An 18886-nucleotide genomic window follows, 5' to 3' on the forward strand; every position below is an offset into this window, starting at 1 on the left:
CATGACCGAATTGGCGCGACAGAACAGGACAACGGCGGGCGCCTGCCCGCTGTGCGGCGCAGAAGCCCTCACGGGACTCTGCCTGCCCGGCGCTCGCCTGGCGGCGTCCGACCTTGCGCGCGACCTGACCATCGCCGTGTGCCCGGCCTGCGGCTTCGTGTTTCAGGCCGGGGCGGACATGCCGGACTACGCCGAGTTCATCCGTCACGCCTACGAAACCTGGGACGGCCAGACGCTCTTCAACTTCCCCCGCCGCAGCCAGGACAACGTGGCCGCAGCGGAGGTCATCGCCCGGCACTCCAAGCCCCAGGCGCGGGTGCTGGAGATCGGCTCCAACCAGGGCGACATTCTGGCCCTGGTGAAGGAGCTCCTGCCCCAGGCGAGCATCCTGGGCGTTGACCCGGCAGCGCATGACAAACTGCCGGTGCCCACCGTGCGCGCCTTTTTCACGCCGGAGCTGTTTTCCTCACGCTTCGACACCGTGATCCTGAAGCAGGTGCTGGAGCATTTCGCCGATCCCAGGCCCATGCTGGCCGGGGCTCGCGCAGTGCTTGAGGACGGCGGCCTGCTCTACCTCGACGTGCCTAACCTGGAGCGCATCCTCAAGGGCCGCACCGACGCCTTCCTGTTGGAGCACGCGGCCTATTACAGTCTGGCCACCTTGCGCGCCACTCTTTCCGGCTTTGAGATCATCGAGGCGCAAGAGGCGGGCTCTTTGCGCGTGGCCGCGCGCAAGCTGCCTGGGGCTGCGGGCACTGGGTTCCTGCCCCCCGCAGATGGTCCGCAACAGGCCCGGCAGGCGTTCGACGGTCTGGCCCGGCTTGGGCGTGGACGCGAGCGCGGCAAGGCTCTCCTGGCGGAGCACGCCAAGGCGGGCGGACGGGTGCTGTTCTTCGGCGCGTACAACTGCTTCCGGGCCCTGTACCGCGAACTTTCCCCCCTTTTGGGCAACAGCCCCTGCGTGGTGGCGGACGACGCCATGCAGGGCGAGCGCGAGCCCGTGTTCGGCCTGCCCCGCGTGAACGGGCCAGAGCGCGGCGACCTGGCGCTTCTGTGCTCGAACAACGCCGAAGTGCTGGACCGCATGTGGGAACGCACGGCAAACGCGGGCAGCGGCTTTTCGGTGCTTCGGCCTTGGTCAACCCTTTTGTGCGCGGACGGGACCATGTCCGATCTGGGAGCGTAGAGCATGACCCAAGAGCAGAGAGACGTGCTGGTTTTCGGAGCAGGGGGGTTCATCGGGTCCACTGCCGTGCGGCACCTGCGCGAGGGCGGCTGGAACGCCATCGGCTACACGCGCCAGGACTGCGACCTCACCAATGCCGAGGCGGTCAAAAACGTCTTCGCTAAGCGCACGGCTCCCTGCCGGGTGCTCCTGTGCGGCTGCGTGAGCAGACATTTCGAGGACAGCTTCGCCACCATGGTCAAGAACATCGCCATGACGGAGAGCTTTGTGCGCGGGGTGCAGCCGGGGCAGGTGCTTTCCTGCGTGTACTTGAGCTCCACAGACATCTACGGCAACCGCCCGGCCCTCCCCGTCACCGAGACCACAGCCGCCCTGCCGGAGTACTATTACGGCGCGTCCAAACTGGCCAACGAGACCCTGCTGCTGCGCGCCGGGCTCACGGACTTCCCCGTGGCGGCGCTGCGCCTGCCTGGCATCTACGGCCCCACGGACCAGGGGCACAGCATTCTGGGCATGTTCGCAAGGCGGGTTCTGCGCGGGCAGGAGCTCACCGTGTTCGGCGACGGCAGCACCCTGCGAGACTTTGTGCTGGTGGCGGACCTGTGCGGCATCATCGAAGGACTTTTTGAGCGGCCGCACCACGGGGTGCTGAACGTGGCCACGGGCAAGAGCATGAAGCTTCTGGACATTCTGCACCTGCTGGCCAAAACGGCCGGCTGCGAGCTGAACCTGCGCTACGCGCCTCCGGGCCAGCGCTCCCACGACCTTGTGTTCGACAACAGCGCCCTGGTGGCGGCCCTGGGCGGCACGCTTCCCATGACGGCTCTGACCGAAGGGGCCGGCATACTCATCGACTCGCTGCTGGCCGAGGCCGCAGCGAACGGCAACAACGTAGCGAACAGCGCGAAAGCGTAACTCTGCGAGGAGACGACATGAAGAAGACAGCGGTTATCGTCGGCGGCGGGTTCTCGGGCTGCGCCATTGCGGAAATGCTCAAGCGGAAAGGGTTTGCGCCCACAATCATCGAGGCCGGGCCAACCCTGGGCGGCGGCTGCCGCACCTTCTTCTACAACGGCCACCCGTACACCATCGGCCCCCGGCACATTCTGGTGAACAGCAATGAAATGTTCGTGTGGGACTACATGGCCCAGTTTCTGGACATGCGCGAGCTGAAGCACCACAGCCTGACTTACGTGCAGCAGGACCAGAACTTCTACACCTATCCCATCCACAAGGACGAGATAGCCACCATGCCCGACCGCGACACCATCAACGCCGAGCTGGCCGCGCGCGGCGACGTGGCGTCCTCCCAGAACTTCGAGGAGTACTGGGTCAATTCCGTGGGCCAGACCCTGTACGACAAGTTCGTGAACACCTACTCCAAAAAAATGTGGGGAGTGAAGAACAACCAGGAGATCGACGACTTCGGCTTCTCGCCCAAGGGCGTGGCGCTCAAGGACGGCCACAAGGTGAGCTTCGAGGGCTCCAAGGTCATCGGCTACCCCAACGAGCCTGACGCCTTCAACTCCTACTTCGACAAGGTCTGCGCCCAGGACTGCAGGGTGATCCTGAACACCCCGGTGACCCGCTTCGACCTGGAGAACAAGCGCGTTTTCGCCGGAGGCGAGTGGATCAGCGGGGACATCGTCATCAACACCGCCTCCCTCGACCTGGTGTTCGACTATTGCTACGGTGAGCTGCGCTACATTGGCCGCCACTTCATGAAACTCATCCTGCCGTGCGAGCGCGTGACGCCCGATCCCTACTACTTCCTGTACTACGCGGGCGACGAGCCCTTCACCCGCGTGGTGGAGTACAAGCTCCTCACGGGCTACAAGTCGCCGCACACGCTGCTCGGCATCGAGATCCCCACCTTCGACAACAAGATGTACCCCTATCCGGTGAAGGCGGACATAGCCAAGGCCGGGCGGTACATGGAACTCTTCCCCAAGGATTGCTACACCATCGGCCGCATGGGCCGCTACCGCTACGACAACATGGCCGAGGTCATCAAGGATTGCTACGCCCTCATCGAGACCCTGTAGGAGCCGCCTTGACCCTGCTGCCCGCCATAGCCCTGCTGCGCCCGGCCACGCCCGGCGATCCCTCCCTGTCCCGCGCTGCGGACGGCAGATACCTGCTGCCCGCGCTGCTGGCCGGGCTGGTGTCGTCTGGCCTGTGCTCCGGCGCGGCGGCGGCCCTGCCGGGAGACCTGGACACGGAGGCTGCGCGGGAGCTGAAAGAGGCCCTGGTGCAGGCCGGTGTGCAGGTCATCGAGGGGCCGGAGGCCCCGCAACAGCGGCTGCCCAACGCCATGGAGCGCTTGGGCTGGCCAGCTGCGGTGGTGCTCAGCTCTTACGCGGCCCTGCTTTCCGGCCCGGCCCTGATACAGGCTGCATCGGCGATAACAGAGGGGCAGGCCGAGGCGACCTGGTCTGAAGGCGTGGGCCCGGAACGCTTTTTCTTCGCCTGCTCGCGCCGCGCGGCGGATGCCCTCGCCCTGCACCAGGGCGCGCCTCTGCCGCCCACGGCCTTCCCGGCTCTGCTGGCGCAGAGCGGATTTGCCCTCATGCCCCTGGCCGGGCTCTGCACCCCTGCGGAACGCTTCGTCACCGGAGCGCGGCTGGCCGGAGAAGGACGCCCCCTGCCGCCGGAACTCACGGCCCAGGTGCTGGACCCGGCGCAGCCGGATGTCTGGTTCAGCCCCAAGCGCCAGCGGGAGATCCTGCGCCGCTTCTCCGGAGTGGCGGATTGGGAGGCCCTGGAGCGCGAGCTCGCGCCGCTGCACCCGAACACCCTGGACCGCCTGGCCGGGCAGATACGCCTGTTCGACTCGCTTTTGCCGCACCTTCCTGGCTGGCCCAATGGCGCGGAAGGAAAAGCACGGCGCGGGCGCTTTGTGGAGCTGGGCGCTGGCGCGCTGCCCCTGTGCGCGACCCTGCTGTGCGAGGGATTCGACCAGGGGCTGGCCCTGGAGCCCTTCGCCCAGGATGCCGAGAGCCTGAGGCAGACCTTCGCCCTGGCGCGCACCCTGCGCGCCGCCTGGCCGGATCTGGCGCCCTGGAGAAGGGAAGGCGAAACGCTCCTGTGCGCATCCAGCCGCCTGGAGCAGTTGGGCCTGCCTGACGGCTGCGTGGACCTCATATACTCGCGCATGACCCTGGAGCACGTGGATGACCCCGCGGCCCTTTCCGCAGAAATGGCACGCGTTCTTGCCCCGGACGGTGTCATGCTGCACCGGGTGGACTTCCGGGACCACACCGGCCTCATTGAGCAGGTGACCATCCACTTCGACTTTCTGAGCCACAGCCCGCAGGAGTGGCGCGCCAAGGGCAGCGACACCAACCTGCTGCGCGTCAACGATTTTCTTGATTTGTGGAAGGATCTTGGCCTGGAGGCCGAAGCCCGCGAGCGCCTGTGCCGCCCGGTGCCGCCTGCGCGGCTGCACCACTACTGGTCGGGCTACTCAGACGAGGATCTTTACTGCTACAACGCCCTGCTGCTGGCCCGCCGCGGCCAGCCCGCAACCACGGGAGAGAAATCATGCTCATGAGTGACGAGGAATTTCTGCGCCTGTACAAAGACCAGTACGACACAGCCCTGGCCGAGGCCAAGGGCTACGTGAACGATCCGGCGAGCCTCAGGCGCGAGGTGGACGAGCAGGCGGCCAAGGCCGACCCCACGCGCCTGGTGGTGCCCAGGCCCGACCAGTTCACCTACCGCATGATGAACTACCGGGGATTCGTGCGCTTTCCGGAGCGGCTCAAGAACCATATCCTGGCCCGCAACGAGATCCGCCAGGAGGAGTGCCTGTCCCTGCCGTTCATGATGGACGTGGAGCCCTCAAGCCGCTGCAACTTCCGGTGCATCATGTGCGCCAACGTGAAGCGCGAGGGCAAGCCCAGGAGCGACCTCTCCCTGGCGGACTTCAAGACCTTCATGGACCAGAATCCCCAGTTCGTGGAGGTGAAGATCCAGGGCGTGGGCGAGCCGCTTCTGAACCACGACCTCTTCGGCATGATCGAGCACGCCACCCTGCGCGACACCTGGGTGCGCACCACTGTGAACGGCTCGCTCCTGCACGTGAACGACAACTACAAGCGCCTGATCGACTCCGGCATCGGCGAGGTGCAGACCTCCTTTGACGGCGCCACCAAGGACACCTTCGAGCACATCCGCGCCGGGGCCGACTTCGACCAGATCGTGAAGAACCTGACGGCGCTCAACGCCTACGTGGCCACCAAGGACCGCGACTACACGCGCATGTGGGTGCTCTTGCAATCAAACAACCGCCACCAGCTGCTCGACTTCGTGACCATCGCCGCACGCATGGGCTTCCGCCGCATGACGTACTCCGTGGTGCTGACAGGCTGGGGCGAGGAGAACAGCTTCAGCGATCTCAAGGTGCGGCCCTTCACCGACGAGGAGGAGGAGCGCATTTTGACCTTGGCCAAGAAGGAAGGCGTCGAGGTCTCGGTGTGGAACTGCACCGACCGCTTCCGCATAGGCAGCCCGGACACCTTGTGCCCGGTGCCCTTCGCCCGGGCCTTCATCAGCTCGGACCTGCGCATACTGCCCTGTGGCACCATCGGCCACCACGAGGACATCAACTTCGGCCACGCGCTGGGCTTCCGCGAGAACTGGAACTCGCCCACCTACCGGCAGTTCCGTAAGGCGCACCTGGAGGGACGCATCCCCTCCTTCTGCCGCGAGTGCTATAACCTGGACGACGCCTGAGCCGCACAGGGCAGGGCAAACCGCACAGGAGGAGAAAGACATGTTCTGGAGAATCTGGGATTTCATCAGCGGCCTCGTGTTCCGGTACAAGCGGCGGAAGCAGCTTGCGGCGTTCCGCAAGGACGACAAGGTGAAGCACATCTACCCGCACTGGTAGCCAGGCCGGCAACTCGGCCCAAAAGAGGACGCTCATGACTGAAAAGCTTGCGATTCACGGCGGCGCGCCAGTGCGCGAAACGCCCATGCCCAATCGTCTGGCCTTCGGGCCGGAGGAGCAGCAGGCCCTGTTGCAGGCCGTGGAGCATTACGCATCCAAAGGGCAGGACCCGCCCTACCAGGGCCACTTCGAGGAGTCTTTCTGCCGCGCCTTCTGCGACTTCATGGGCGGCGGGCGGGCCGACGCGGTGTCCTCGGGCACGGCCTCGGTGTTCGTGGCCCTGGCCGCCCTCGGCCTGCCAAAGGGCAGCCATGTGCTCATCTCACCCGTCACGGACAGCGGCCCCCTCAACTGCATCATCATGCAGGGCCTGGTGCCCGTGCTGGTGGACAGCAGGCCCGGCAGCTACAACGTCGGCCTGGAGCAGGTGCTGGCGCGCGTCACCCCGCAAACCTCGGCCTTTTTGGCCGTGCACAGCGCGGGCGAACCCCTGGAGATCGCGGCCATCACCGAGGCCCTGCACCAGCGCGGCATCAAGGTGCTGGAGGACTGCAGCCAGGCCCCCGGCGCAACCCAGGGGGGCCGCCTCGTGGGCACCGTGGGCGACATCGCGGCCTTTTCCACCATGTACCGCAAGACCCTCACCGCCGGCGCCAGCGGCGGCCTGGTCTACACCCAGAACGAGGAGCTGTTCCGCATGGTCCAGGCCCACGCGGACCGCGGCAAGCAGTCCTGGCGCAACGACCTGGATGGCCGCGACCCCGGGCACTGCCTGTTCCCGGCCCTGAATTTCAACACCGATGAACTGTCCTGCGCCATCGGCATAGCTTCCCTGGGCCGCCTCCCCGATTCCGTGCGGCAGCGCGTGGAGTTCCTGGAGGCCCTGGTCGCGCGTCTCCCGGAGGAGTCGGAACTGTGCCGCCCCTATGCCCTCCACAAGGGCTTCTCGCCCTTCTACTTCCCCATCTTCGTGGACGCGGACAGGCTCTCCTGCAGCAAGACCGAATTCGCCAAGGCCGTGGCGGCCGAGGGCATCGGCCTGGGCGAGCATTACGGCTGCGTGGTGCACTCCTGGCAGTGGGCCCAGCCGTATTTTTCAGATGACTTCGTGACCAGAAACGCGCTGGATACCCGCGACCGCTCATTCAACCTGTACGTCAACGAGCGCTACGGCCAGCAGGAAGTCGAAGACATCGTCCGCGCCATCGCCAAGGTGGAGCGCTGGTTCCGCAAATAGACGGGCCCGCAAGGGCACAGGAACAACATTACCGCCGCCAAAGCGGCGTCAGAAGCGAGAAACAACCATGGACCATCCTGCTTTTCCCTGCCAGCCCCTGGACCACGAGCCCTGGGTCAAAATGGCCGATGCCGATGAACTCGCCTCCTGGTCCAAGGAGGATCAGGTGATGTACAACCAGAAGGTGCGGCACCTCTACAAGTACAGCTTCTACGTGGAGACCTTCGCCTACCTGGCCGCGAACGAGATCGGGGGCGACTATTTCGAGTTCGGTTGCCACCGCGTGCGCACCTTCCGCATGGCTCTCACCGAGGCGCGCAAACAACTGCTGCACGACATGCGCTTCTTCGCCTTCGACAGCTTCGAGGGCCTGCCGGAGCTGGGCTTGGCCGAGTCCGAACACTCGGGCTATGTTCCCGGCGCGCTGTGCACCCCGCTCCCCGCCTTCTGGGAGATAATCAAGACCCACGGCCTGAGCGTGGACAAGGTGCAGGCCTTCCCCGGATTCTACAACGAGTCGCTGACGCCGAAACTGGCCGAGCAGGTGCTCGCCCAGGGCGCCCGCGCAGCCATGATCAACCTGGACTGCGACATCTACGAGTCCGCCGTGCCGGTGTTCAATTTCATCGAACCCTTCCTGCAGGTGGGCACGATCCTGTACCTGGATGACATGTTCGCCGCCTACCGCGGAGCGCCCAACAGGGGCGTTCACCAGGCATTTCTGGAGTTCCAGGCCAAGAGCAGCTTTTCCTTCGAGACCTACAAGCCCCTGCTTGGGTCCTTTGGCCGGGCCTACGTGGCCTACAAGTAGCCGCACCACACCTGGAGAACACATGCCGCTTCCTAACCTGAAAGGTCGGACCATCAACGAGCCCCGGCTGCGCGCCTTCATGGACGAGCTGGACGCCCTGCGGGCCGCCAACCCCGGCAGGCCCCTCGTCCTGTACACGTCCTTCAGCTTCAGCCACAATTACCTGAAACTCTTGAAGCAGCTGCGCGCTGGCGGAGCGCTCATCGCCCTGCACATGGCCGACGGCTTCATGTGCGGCACCGTGCCCCTTGAGAGCCTGGCAGGGCAGGGATACTTCGACGCTCTCCTGGTGAGCAACCCCTACGTGCTGGAGCTGCCGTTTCTAGCCGAGAACTACGCCTTCGACGCCGTGCACGCCTCGGTGGGCTCGGGCAGTCCCTACGTCTTCGCTGAGCTGGTCCGCCGCTCCAAGGCTCCGGTAATCATCGACTACTTCGACTTCCGCGAAGTCATGCACGGCGGCGACCCGGCCATCGGCAAGAACTTCGGCATCACCGACATGCCGCTTGAGCTCGAACTCTGGCGGCGCGTGTTCACCGAGGCAACGGGCCTCATGCACCTGGACTCGCCCGAGGTGGTGGAGGACCTTTCCCGCGCCCACGGGCACAAGCCCAAGGCCCTGCACTTCCAGTCGTACATCCTTGACGAATGGCTGGCCCCTGCCCCGGCGGCCCTTGCGGGCGACGAGAAGCGCATCCCGCGCGACATCGTGTTCGCCGGCGGCCTGCACAAGGCCAGCCAGCACGGCCACGCCCTGCACAGCACCTTCCACGGCGGCATTAGCCGCGTCATGGACCAAGGGTTCTCCTTCACGGTCATCAACGGCTGCGACCAGGGCAGCGGCGAGGGCTTCGAGGATTACCTCGGCATGGCGGCATCGCGGCCGGAATTCCATTACCAGAGCGCCGTGCCCAACGACCGCCTTGTGCCCCTGCTGGCCCGGCACGAGCTGGGCTGGAACGCCCAGTGCTTCGGCCTGGGAGCGGAAAACCCGTACTATTACCGCACCCTCATGGGCTCCAAGCTGTACAACTACCTGGAGGCCGGCCTGCCCTGCGTGGTGGCGGCCGAAACGGCCTATGTGGCCGACATGGTGCGCCGCAAGAACATCGGCCTGGCGCTGGCCTGGGAGGACTGGGACCGCTTCGGCGAGCTGGCGGCCAAGGCCGACTGGGAAGCCATCCGCGCCTCGGTGGTCCGCGTGCGCAAGGAAAGCACCATGGCCCGCCACGCGCCCCGGCTGTACTCCTTTTACAACGAAATCGCCGGGCGGCGGCTCTTCGACAGGCCCGAGGCCCCCGACGGCTTGTGGCGGCAGGAGGCGGACAGCCTGTGATCCGCATCGACGGGAAGGAGCGCACCCTTCTGGCCTGGATACCCGCCCGAGGCGGCTCCAAAGGGCTGCCGCGCAAGGCTCTGCTGGACCTCTGCGGCAGGCCGGTGCTGGCCTACACCATCAAGGCCGCGCTCGAAACGCCGGGCATGGACCGCGTGCTGGTGAACACCGACGACGAGGAGATCCGCGAGCTGGCGGTCTCCCTGGGGGCGGAGGTGCCCTTCCTGCGCCCGGCCCATCTGGCGCGCGACGACTCCAGCCTGGAAAGCGCTCTGGACTACCAGTGGGCCTGGCTCAAGGAGCATGAGAACTTCGTCCCGGACGTGCATGTGGGCATGAGCCCCACCCATCCCTTCCGCCTGCCGGGCAGTTTGGTGCGAGCCCTTGAGCGCGCCCAAGCCGACGAGCTGGTGGTGAACGTGCGCAGCGTGGTCCCCAGCGGCGTGGATCCGGCCAACTGCTGGCGACGCGATGAGGACGGACAACTGCACCGCTTTCTGCCCGGCCAAGACGGTCTGGCTGGCCGCGTGGTCCAGAACCTCTTCGCCTTCAACGTGGTGCTGGAGTGCCGCAAACATCTGTTCTACTCCGCACAGCACCGTCGGCCTCTGCCCTGCCCCCTCTCCCGGCTGGAGGGGCTGGACCTGGACGAGCCCCGCGACCTTTGCCTGGCCCGGCTGGCCCTTGGCGGCTCGCGTCCGCAGCAGGAAAGCGCGCAGGATGGCGCAGCCGCAGATGCGCTGCACCTGTTCGGCAAGAGCCTTTCCGCCCCGCACGGCTGTGGGCCGCGCCTCTTGCGTCACCCGGACTATCCCCGCGTGGGCTCGGCGGAAGTGGAGGCCTTCGCCCACGCGCTGACCAGCGCCAGCCGCGTGCTGATCAGCGGCTGCCGCATGGAGGAGGACGAGCACCCCTACCGCCTGTTCCGCGAGGCGGAGGACGGCCGCCTGGACCCTCTTTCCGAAGTGCCCCAGGCCATTCGCGGCGCGCGTCAACTTTACCCGCAAGTGTTGCGCTTCGTCCCGGCCCTGGTGGGGCTGCCCGCCGGGATGGCGCTGGAGGCTCTGGAACGGCCCGAGGGCTTCGCCCTGCACGAACTGCCGCGCGAAGCCCTGCTGGACGCGGCTGATGCCGTGGAATTGCTGGAGCTGCAAACGATGCCGGGGGGCGGAAGCCTCCATCCTGCGCCACCCCACATCAAGGAGGCCCCATGAGCGCCACATCCCCCATCCTCGCCAGCCTGGAGTTCGACTACGCCTGGCGGCAGGACATCGTGCACGACATGCAGAAATACACTGGCCTGATGCTGAAGCGCCTGGAACAGTTCCTGGCCGCCCGGCCCGGTCCGCTCAAGGTCGCCCTGTATGGCGGGTCGGAGAGCGGCAGCCTGCTGGCCCAGTTGCTCTCCCAACACGCGCGGGTGCAGATCTGCTGTGTGCTGGACCGCCACAAGCCGCAAAACTCGCTAAAGGACCTGCCCTTTATTGATACGCGCGCCGTGCCCCTGGGCCAGCAGAAGCTTGAGGCTGATGTGCTGTTCCTCTGCGTCAGCCCGGGCCACAACGCCACGCTTCAACGCGATGCCGAAACGCTCCAGGGCGTGCCCCTGGTCTGCGCCATGTACAAAGACGAGGAGCGCAAAGAGAGCGCCGTCCACAGCAGCTTCTCAGAGCGCTTCGTGGAATACGCCTTCGTCTTCGAGTGCCTGAGCCAGCTGTACCCCCAGCGCGTGCTCGACGTGGGCACCGGCGCCACCGCCCTGCCGAGCCTTGTGGCCGTGGGCGGGTCTGAGGTTACGGCCATCGACCACTTTGCGCCACTGCTGGCCAACCCGTCTTTTTACGTCTGGTGCCACGACATCCAGCGCAAACGCTTCGACGACCCCTTCGACATGATCCTGTGCATCAGCACCCTGGAGCATGTGTTCGAATACGAGGACGCGCTGGAGAACATGGTGGCTTCGCTCAAGCCCGGCGGGCACCTGGTGCTGACCATGCCGGTGACTGAGGGCGCCTATGTGGAGAACCTCTTCCGCGTGCCGGGCAACTTCTACTTCGATCCCCAAAGCACGGGGCTGGTCCGGCTGTTCTCCCTGGACATGATCCAGGGCTGGCTGGCCAAGCACAACCTGCGCGAGGTGCGCCGCAAGTGCTACTCGCAGTTCCAGGGGGCCAACGTGGGCGATGGCGAGCAGCGCAGGCACCCGGTGCCCTGCGACAACGGCGAGCCCATCCATCTGATCTGCCTCCTGCTCCGGCGGGAGGAAGCATAGACCCCAGCCCGTCGGCCCGCCTTCGGACATTTTAGACCCACAGGAGCGCACCATGATATTGAATCCCAACAACTGCCCAAACCTCGGAATCGGCTATGGCGCGCTGGACACCGCCAAGACCGATCTGCCCGGAACCTGCGCGCGGCTTGCGGAGGCGTTCAACACGTTGGCGCAAGAACTCCGGCAGCGGCACAAGCGCCCCGTGCGCGTGGCAGTCTACGGCGCCAGCGAAAGTGGCCGCGTGGCCTGGGGGTTTCTGCGCACCGCCGAGGGCATCGAGGTGACCGGCTTTTTGGACGCCCATTCCCTGTCCGACGACATCGCGGGACTGCCTTGCGTTGCGCCCGCGCAGGCGCATGAGCTGTCCGCCCTGGACGCCATCGTGGTGGCCGTGGCCCCGCGGCACCTGCCCGAGGTATTGGCCACCCTGGCAGAGCACGACACTGGAGCCGAAGTCATCAGCATGTACCAGCCCGAGGCGACGGCCCAGGCGCAGACCTCGCCCCATGGGGACGCCGCCCAGCGTTTCGCCGCACACGAGCACTCCCGGCGCCTGCGCGAGCATCTGAAGCAGGAGCGCGACACGCGCCTGGAGCCCAACGAGCGCCCGGCGGAGTATGCCTTCGTCTTCAACTGGCTGACCAAGCTCTACCCGGACAACATCCTCGACGTGGGCGCAGGCAGCACCTCGCTGCCCCACCTCATGCAACTGTGCGGATTCAGCGTTACCGCCATCGATCTCGACCCGCTGGCCAACAGGCACTTTTACCTGGAGAAAGCCAACATCGCGCAGGACGACCTGGGGCGCAGGTTCAACGCCATCACCTGCATCAGCACCTTGGAACACATAGAGCGCCACGACGAGGCCATGGCCAACATGTTCCGCCACCTGCACCCAGGCGGCGCGCTGCTGCTCACCGTGCCCTTCCATGAAACCCGCTATGTGGCGAACATCCACGCCCAGGCGGGCACAAGCCGCCCCTGCGACATGGGCATCACGCAGATTTTTTCCCGGCGCGAGGTGGACGCCTGGCTGGCCGCGCACGACTGGGAGCTCGCAGGCGAAGAGCTTTACGCCCACTTCACCGGCGAGCTGTTCACTCTGGGCGAAGAGTTTTACCCCATGCGCAGGCTGGAGCGCGGCGCAGGCAAGGTCGACCTTGCCTGCCTGGCCCTGCGCAGGCGCGCTTAAGCCTGGCGAACGGAAGGACACCACATGCGCACCATCAGCACCGCCGCCCAACTGCCTGCCGGTTCGGTCATCGCCATCTACGGTTCCGGCGAGCGGGGCCAGGCCCTTTTCGAGGAGATCCGCAACCTGCCGGACAAGGACCTTCAGGTCCGCTGCTTCATCGACTCCTTTGCCGATGGCGAGGTGCTGGGGCTGCCCAAACTGAGCCTGGCGGCCTTTCTGAAGCAGGACCCTGCCTCAAGGGGGGTCATCGTGGTGGCCTCGGAGGCCTGCACCCAGATCGTCTGGTCCCTGCGGGAAAAGGGCATGGAGGCTGCGTTCCACTACGACCGGGACTACAACGCCGGGCTGGCGTTGCCCAAGGCCGCGCCCGGCGCCATGGCGGGCTTTCTGCACAAGCATTTCCCCGCCCGGACCCTGCCCGCCACGGGCGCAGCCGGGCAGCCGGGCTACAGCCCCCTGGGCTACACCAGCGCGGAGCTTGACCGGCGCGGCGATCTGAACATCATGTTCCTCGGCTGTTCCTGGGTGGCCGACGCCAACCAGGAGACCTCCTTCACCCGTTGCGTGTGCGACCGCTTCGCGCAGGAGCTGTCGGCCACGGTCTGCGACTGGAACCTGGCCCTTGGCGGGGAAAGCGTGGACTACATGGCGCGCACGCTGCTCTGCTCCATCGACGCCCTGCGCCCGGACCTGGTGTTTCTGGTGTTCACCGGCCTGGACCGCGAGGAGTACTTCACACTGGAGGGCAAGCGCGTGCGCTTTCAGCTGGACTGGCTGCTGGAGCGCGAGAAGAACAGCCCGGCCTGGAAGTCCCTGCCCCGCGATGTCCGCGAGAGCCTCACCCAATTGGGCGAGCTGTACAGCCCCAGCCAGGATGTGGCGCGCTTCCTGAAGAACTACCTGCTCATCGAAAGCGTGCTGGACAGCCGGGCCATCCCCTGGGGCTTCAGCATGGTGCCCGCGCCCCGCGTGGTGGAGCCTGTCATGGACCTCATGCAGGCCGAGTGGATAAGGCCGCTGCGCTACCTGGGCGAACCCTTCGAGGTGGTGGATTACGTGAGCCGCGAGGACTCGCACCCCGGCCCGGAAAGCCGCAAGCGCTTTGCGGACAAGGTGCACGCCTGGTTCAACGCGCGCCACGGCGCAGACATCCGCCACATGATTTCAAGCCGCAAGGCATGACGCAAACCGCGCCGGAAAGCGGCGCGCAACGCGCATGCCTTCATGCGCAAGGAGGCCAGACCATGGAATTCATCAGCACCCCGAAAATGCTCCAACGCGGCGAGCGCGTCTCGCTCTTTGGCGCAGGCGGCGCAGGCGCGGAGTTCCTTGGCCGCATCCGCCAGTCTGGACGCGACATTGAAGTGGCCTGCTTTGTGGATACCTACAAAAGCGGCGAACTGGACGGAGTTCCGGTGCTGACCTTGGACGAATTCGCCCGCACCCGCGATCTGGCTGCGGAATCCATCGTCATCACCTCCACCCACTGGGAGCAGATCGTCCATGACCTGATGCAGCGCGGAGCGCAACGCATCAGGATATTCTTCGACCGCAAGCGTTTCCCCCTGTGCCTGGCCATTTGCGACCGGGAGCTTGGCGGAGGCAAAATGGCCATCCTGGACATCGGCGCCTACGGAGCCACGGCGGACCGCAGGTTTCTGCCCTTTGGCGAGGACAACATCCGCTGCGTGGGCTTTGAAGCCGATGCCGAGGAATGCGTGGTGCTGAACCAGCGCACCCGCGAAAACGGTCTTGATTTCACCTACATGCCCCTGGCGCTCTGGAGCAGTGCCGGCCACCAGACTCTTTACTACCCAAAGGGCAACCCCGGCGCCTCCTCCCTGTATCCGGTGAACATGGAGGTCTTCCGGCGCTGGAGGATGACCAACCAGTGGTCCTCGGTCAACGAGGCCGAGCGCCTGGGCGAAATCACAACCTTCGATATCCCCGTGGCCAGCCTGGACGAATGGCAGACCAGGCAAAAGCCGCAGCCCTTCGACTTCGCCAAGCTGAACATCCAGGGCGCTGAGCTTGAGGTGCTTAGAGGCGGAACCACCATCCTGCCCGACCTCTTGGGCGTGCTGGTGGAGGTCAGTTTCGTGGAGTCCTACGTGGGCCGCCCCCTCTTCGCCGACATAGACGGGTTCCTGCGCGCACAAGGCTTCACCTTTTTCGACTTTCCGGACCGCTGCCATGCAGGCAGGGCAGGCTCGGCCGTCAGCGTGCCCCGCCTGAGCCGCTACCCCTGGAGCAAGGGACAGTTCATTGAGGGCCACGCCCTGTATCTGCGCGACCCCATCGCCGCAGCCGGGCAGCGCTCCACTCCCCCCAAGCTGGAGAGCGTCTTGAAGCTCGCCGCCATCGCCGAGGCCAACAACCAGGTGGAGTACGCCTTCGAGCTGCTGCAATGGGCCGGAGAACGCTATCAGGCAACGGGCGGAACCCAGGAGGCGGAGACCTGCCGCCGGGTCGTCGAGGAGGCCATGCGGGAGTATCAGGAGTTGTTTGCATGACAGGAGCCGAACCACAGACGCGCGAGGCCGCCTTCGATATGCTGCAGGACAGCTACTACCGCGCGGCCCTGGCTGACGCCATTTGCGTGGAGCCCCTGCTGGAGGATCTGCGGACTGCGGTGGTGGCCGCCTGGCTCGACGCCATGCCCAACAGGCGGCGCGTGGGCTTCTGCGGCTGCGGATCGCTCTCCGCGCGGCTGGCTCAAAGCCATCGCGCCAGCCTCGACCGGCACGCGGTCACCTTCTTCTCCACCAGCGGCGAAGGCCCGGACGATTTTCATGGCTACCCCCGCAGCTCCCTGACGGACGTTCTTGAACAGGAACTCGACAGCATAGCGCTCATGAGCGGCACATACGCCCAGGCCATGCGCGAGGCGCTGGCCGGGTGCCGGGCGACCGCAGTGCTTGGGCTGGACGAACTGTGCCGCAGCAACACGGATGAGGCGACGCTGGCCCTGGCTCTTGCGCGCATCAACGCCGAGGCCGACGCCCTGGCCGCGAGACTCGACGCGGCCTTTCCTCCTGGCTCGCCCACAGTGGTCTATTTGGAGCTGGAGCCATCCCCCCCCTACGAGCGGTTTTTCCGCGCCCTCAAGGACGAAGGGCTTCAGGTCGTCATCATCTCCCGGCAATACGGCTTTCCGGATGGAAGGCTGGAGGCCATGCAGGCCAGGGGCGACGTGGACTTCATCTACCGGGGCCTGCGTTTCTCGGCCTTCTGGATCATGACATGCAGGCTGCTCACGCGGCGCCGCTTCGGCCTGGTGCTCACGTGGTATCTTTACTGCCACCTGCGCTACCTGGACTACATCATGAAGACCTCCTTAAGCCCGGTGGTCATTTGGCACGACCTTTTCCTGCAGGAGTACTGCAAGATCCAAAGCTTCATCAGCGGGCTGGAGCGCGTGGTCCACCTTCCGACCGAAACCATCGTGCGCATGGACAAGGAGATCTACGCGGCGACACCGGCTGTGGCCTACCGTTACCAGGACAGCGTCGTGGAAGAATTTCGCGCCGCAAACGGGCTCGATTTCGCAGGCATCCGCATCCTGCGCCCGGTGGACCGCTCCCTGCTGACCCAGGGCAACAGGCTGCCCAAGCTCTCAGCCCAGACAGGCCGGACGCACATCGCGTTCATCAACGCCCTGAACATCGATCCTCTGCTGGACAGCGACCTGGGCTGGCGCAAGGCCGACGTGTGGGAGTTCCTCTCCATGCTGAACCCCCTGGACATGAGTCTTTCGGTGTTCAACGCAGTGGACTGGGGCACGGGCGGCTACGAGGATCTGGAGGACGAGGCCAGGAACAATCCCCTGTTCGACTACAGCCCGCGCATCGACTTCGAGCGCCTGGTGCCAGAGATCTCCCGCCGGGACTTCGGCTGGCTTTACCGCCGCGTGGATTCCCCGCAGTCCCTGCGCTATTGCCAGACGCACCTGCCATTTTCCGTGGTGGGCTTCCTCAACGCCGGGCTTCCCATCATCGTCTCCCGCGAGCTGGAGTACATCGCCAGCCTGGTGCAGGAGTGGGGCGTGGGCATTGTGCTTGCCAAAGACCAGTGGCACTTGCTGCCGCAGCGCATCGCAACCTTTGACCACGAGGCTTGCGCCAGGAACATCGCCGCTGCGTGCGAGGAGCTGGACGAGGTGCGCCAGGGCCACAAGCTCGGCAGCTTCCTGCTGCATGTGATGCGGGAAAAGCGCCCATGAACGCCCTGAAGCGCGCCATCCGCCGCGACCAGCTTACCCTTCTGACCACCGCGCCCGAGTGGGAGGCGGAGCGGGCAGACATGCTGGCCCGCTGGCTGGACGGCCTGGCCCCAGGCAGCGCCGTGGCCTTCTACGGCTGCGGCGGCCTGGCGCGGCAATTGGCCGAAGGACGCCGCGAGTCCCTATTGCGGCACGACGCGTGCTTTTTCACCACCAAGCCGGAAGGCGACGCGTTCTTTTGCGGTTTTCCCAAAACCTCCCTCGACCAGGTGCGCAGCAACCCGCCGGAACGGGTGGTGCTGTTAAGCGCTGCCTTTGAGTGGGAGATGCTGCTGGCCCTGGAGGGCCTGCCCTGCAAGGAGATTTTGACCCTGCGCGGCCTGGTGGCGGGTGCAGCCGACGAGGCGCTGCTTGCCCGCGTACACGGTGAAATCCGCGCCGAGGCCGCAGAGCTGGCGCGTACGCTCTGCGCCAAGCCTTCCAGCAAGCCACGCCTGGGCATCGCCTATAACAACATCGGCCTAAACGTGCTGGAGAGCTTCCGCGAGTTCCAGGCCTGTGGCTTCTTCGTTGCGCTCATAGCCACCGACTCCCCCGCCGCCCGCGAGGCCGAGGCGCGCGGCTGGGTGGACGCCCTGCACACTGTGCCCACCTCGGAGCACCTGAACATGCTGCTCCACACCCTGCTGGTGGAGCACGACGCCCTGAACGCCGTGCTCACCTGGACCTCGCTTTGGAATCCGCCCTACCTTGAGGACATCGCCGCGCGCAGCAGCGCCAGAACAGCCTTCTGGTGCGACGCCTTTGTGGACCTGTTCTTCGACCATGAGCCGAGCGGCGCAATCATCGAAGAAGAGCTGTCCACCACCAAGGCGGCCTTTCTGGAGCAGTCGCGGCGGATCTACTGCGGAGCCGACGTGCTGTTCATCAAGGACGGGCCAGGGGTGCAGGGGCTGGTGCGGGAGCGCCTCGGCTGCCGCCCGAACACGGTCAGCGCTTACCCGTACTTAAGCCTGGAGCTCTTCGACAAGCCCCGCCCCGTGCGCGCGGAGGGCCCCTTGCGACTGGTCCTGGCGCAGAGCATCCACCGTACCAGGCTGGCCTCGGTATGGTTCGAGCTGGACCACCTCTTTTCGCTGGTGCAGGTGCTTACCGCCCAGGGGCTTGATGTTACATATTTCAACGCCGCAGACTCCACCGGCCTGGGATGCGACGATTTTCTGGCGCTGGCCGAGGCCAACCCCCTGTTCCACTACCGCCGCCGGGTGCCCCCGGCGACCCTGATTGAAGAGCTGCGCGGCTACGACCTTGGCCTGCTGGAATACTCGCCAAGGCCCATCCGAAGGATGCCAGCGTACTTCGCCACCAACATGCAGCTCAAGCTATTCGCCTATGTTCAGGCCGGGCTGCCGGTGCTGGCCATCCCGGAGCTCAGCTTCTGCCACGAGGTTGTCACAAGCCGGGGATTGGGCTTAAGCATCGCCCTGGAGCAAATGGGCGGCCTGGCCGAGCGGCTGCGCACCTTCGACTTCGCGGCCTGCCGGACCAGCTTGCGCGAATTCTGCGGCGACATGGAGGTGGCGCGCCAGGTGCGCGCGCAAGCCGACGCCCTGTTGCCGCTGCTTGGCTCGTCCCCGGGTCAGGGCAAGAAACGCCAGAAAATTGGCCCGAATTATGCTTAGCGAAGAGCGGGGGGCGAGTTGCCGCAAAAACGCGCTGAAACGCGCGCGCCT

Annotated in this window: 15 protein-coding genes; all 15 read left to right on the top strand. The window is 65.8% G+C overall.

What is annotated here, in order from left to right; genetic code table 11:
* Position 1 precedes the first annotated feature (1 nt).
* Positions 2 to 1186, top strand: a complete 1185-nt coding sequence (locus Q8O35_RS09060; protein ID WP_305572440.1) for a bifunctional 2-polyprenyl-6-hydroxyphenol methylase/3-demethylubiquinol 3-O-methyltransferase UbiG — start codon at positions 2 to 4, stop codon at positions 1184 to 1186.
* Positions 1187 to 1189: 3 nt separating this feature from the next.
* Positions 1190 to 2101, top strand: a complete 912-nt coding sequence (locus Q8O35_RS09065; RefSeq protein ID WP_305572442.1) for an NAD(P)-dependent oxidoreductase — start codon at positions 1190 to 1192, stop codon at positions 2099 to 2101.
* Positions 2102 to 2118: 17 nt separating this feature from the next.
* Positions 2119 to 3231: a UDP-galactopyranose mutase gene (locus tag Q8O35_RS09070; protein WP_305572445.1), complete on the top strand. Its 1113-nt coding sequence runs from the start codon at positions 2119 to 2121 to the stop codon at positions 3229 to 3231.
* A gap of 8 nt (positions 3232 to 3239) precedes the next feature.
* Complete coding sequence (locus Q8O35_RS09075; protein ID WP_305572447.1) at positions 3240 to 4739, top strand: class I SAM-dependent methyltransferase; 1500 nt, start codon at positions 3240 to 3242, stop codon at positions 4737 to 4739.
* Positions 4730 to 5923 (top strand): radical SAM protein, encoded by a 1194-nt coding sequence (locus tag Q8O35_RS09080; RefSeq protein ID WP_305572449.1) that lies wholly within the window; start codon positions 4730 to 4732, stop codon positions 5921 to 5923. The genes Q8O35_RS09075 and Q8O35_RS09080 overlap by 10 nt, the downstream gene beginning before the upstream one ends.
* 191 nt (positions 5924 to 6114) lie before the next feature.
* Positions 6115 to 7317, top strand: coding sequence for a DegT/DnrJ/EryC1/StrS aminotransferase family protein (locus Q8O35_RS09085; protein WP_305572451.1), 1203 nt, complete (start codon positions 6115 to 6117; stop codon positions 7315 to 7317).
* A 67-nt stretch (positions 7318 to 7384) separates the two neighbouring features.
* Positions 7385 to 8128, top strand: coding sequence for a TylF/MycF/NovP-related O-methyltransferase (locus Q8O35_RS09090; RefSeq protein ID WP_305572453.1), 744 nt, complete (start codon positions 7385 to 7387; stop codon positions 8126 to 8128).
* Between the two features lie 22 nt (positions 8129 to 8150).
* The gene (locus Q8O35_RS09095; protein ID WP_305572455.1) at positions 8151 to 9464 is read left to right on the top strand and encodes a hypothetical protein; all 1314 of its coding nucleotides are present in this window, start codon (positions 8151 to 8153) and stop codon (positions 9462 to 9464) included.
* Positions 9461 to 10678, top strand: a complete 1218-nt coding sequence (locus tag Q8O35_RS09100; RefSeq protein WP_305572457.1) for a cytidylyltransferase domain-containing protein — start codon at positions 9461 to 9463, stop codon at positions 10676 to 10678. The genes Q8O35_RS09095 and Q8O35_RS09100 overlap by 4 nt, the downstream gene beginning before the upstream one ends.
* The gene (locus Q8O35_RS09105; RefSeq protein WP_305572459.1) at positions 10675 to 11736 is read left to right on the top strand and encodes a class I SAM-dependent methyltransferase; all 1062 of its coding nucleotides are present in this window, start codon (positions 10675 to 10677) and stop codon (positions 11734 to 11736) included. The genes Q8O35_RS09100 and Q8O35_RS09105 overlap by 4 nt, the downstream gene beginning before the upstream one ends.
* A 52-nt stretch (positions 11737 to 11788) precedes the next feature.
* The gene (locus tag Q8O35_RS09110) at positions 11789 to 12928 is read left to right on the top strand and encodes a class I SAM-dependent methyltransferase (RefSeq protein WP_305572461.1); all 1140 of its coding nucleotides are present in this window, start codon (positions 11789 to 11791) and stop codon (positions 12926 to 12928) included.
* A gap of 24 nt (positions 12929 to 12952) precedes the next feature.
* Complete coding sequence (locus tag Q8O35_RS09115) at positions 12953 to 14113, top strand: nucleoside-diphosphate sugar epimerase/dehydratase (RefSeq protein WP_305572463.1); 1161 nt, start codon at positions 12953 to 12955, stop codon at positions 14111 to 14113.
* Positions 14114 to 14175: 62 nt separating this feature from the next.
* Positions 14176 to 15444 (top strand): FkbM family methyltransferase, encoded by a 1269-nt coding sequence (locus Q8O35_RS09120; protein ID WP_305572465.1) that lies wholly within the window; start codon positions 14176 to 14178, stop codon positions 15442 to 15444.
* Positions 15441 to 17153, top strand: a complete 1713-nt coding sequence (locus Q8O35_RS09125) for a hypothetical protein (protein ID WP_305572467.1) — start codon at positions 15441 to 15443, stop codon at positions 17151 to 17153. The genes Q8O35_RS09120 and Q8O35_RS09125 overlap by 4 nt, the downstream gene beginning before the upstream one ends.
* On the top strand, positions 17150 to 18835 hold the full coding sequence (locus Q8O35_RS09130; RefSeq protein WP_305572469.1) for a hypothetical protein: 1686 nt from the start codon (positions 17150 to 17152) through the stop codon (positions 18833 to 18835). Before Q8O35_RS09125 ends, Q8O35_RS09130 begins: the two co-directional genes overlap by 4 nt.
* Positions 18836 to 18886: the final 51 nt, after the last annotated feature.

This window comes from Humidesulfovibrio sp., assembly GCF_030689645.1.
Classification (GTDB): Bacteria; Desulfobacterota; Desulfovibrionia; order Desulfovibrionales; family Desulfovibrionaceae; genus Humidesulfovibrio.

Excerpts from the sequence above, each read along its gene's own strand:
- Q8O35_RS09105 (WP_305572459.1), top strand. The coding sequence starts at position 10,675 with ATGAGCGCCACATCCCCCATCCTCGCCAGCCTGGAGTTCGACTACGCC.
- Q8O35_RS09090 (WP_305572453.1), top strand. The coding sequence starts at position 7,385 with ATGGACCATCCTGCTTTTCCCTGCCAGCCCCTGGACCACGAGCCCTGG.
- Q8O35_RS09125 (WP_305572467.1), top strand. The coding sequence starts at position 15,441 with ATGACAGGAGCCGAACCACAGACGCGCGAGGCCGCCTTCGATATGCTG.
- Q8O35_RS09130 (WP_305572469.1), top strand. The coding sequence starts at position 17,150 with ATGAACGCCCTGAAGCGCGCCATCCGCCGCGACCAGCTTACCCTTCTG.
- Q8O35_RS09115 (WP_305572463.1), top strand. The coding sequence starts at position 12,953 with ATGCGCACCATCAGCACCGCCGCCCAACTGCCTGCCGGTTCGGTCATC.
- Q8O35_RS09080 (WP_305572449.1), top strand. The coding sequence starts at position 4,730 with ATGCTCATGAGTGACGAGGAATTTCTGCGCCTGTACAAAGACCAGTAC.
- Q8O35_RS09110 (WP_305572461.1), top strand. The coding sequence starts at position 11,789 with ATGATATTGAATCCCAACAACTGCCCAAACCTCGGAATCGGCTATGGC.
- Q8O35_RS09070 (WP_305572445.1), top strand. The coding sequence starts at position 2,119 with ATGAAGAAGACAGCGGTTATCGTCGGCGGCGGGTTCTCGGGCTGCGCC.
- Q8O35_RS09060 (WP_305572440.1), top strand. The coding sequence starts at position 2 with ATGACCGAATTGGCGCGACAGAACAGGACAACGGCGGGCGCCTGCCCG.
- Q8O35_RS09065 (WP_305572442.1), top strand. The coding sequence starts at position 1,190 with ATGACCCAAGAGCAGAGAGACGTGCTGGTTTTCGGAGCAGGGGGGTTC.
- Q8O35_RS09095 (WP_305572455.1), top strand. The coding sequence starts at position 8,151 with ATGCCGCTTCCTAACCTGAAAGGTCGGACCATCAACGAGCCCCGGCTG.
- Q8O35_RS09120 (WP_305572465.1), top strand. The coding sequence starts at position 14,176 with ATGGAATTCATCAGCACCCCGAAAATGCTCCAACGCGGCGAGCGCGTC.
- Q8O35_RS09085 (WP_305572451.1), top strand. The coding sequence starts at position 6,115 with ATGACTGAAAAGCTTGCGATTCACGGCGGCGCGCCAGTGCGCGAAACG.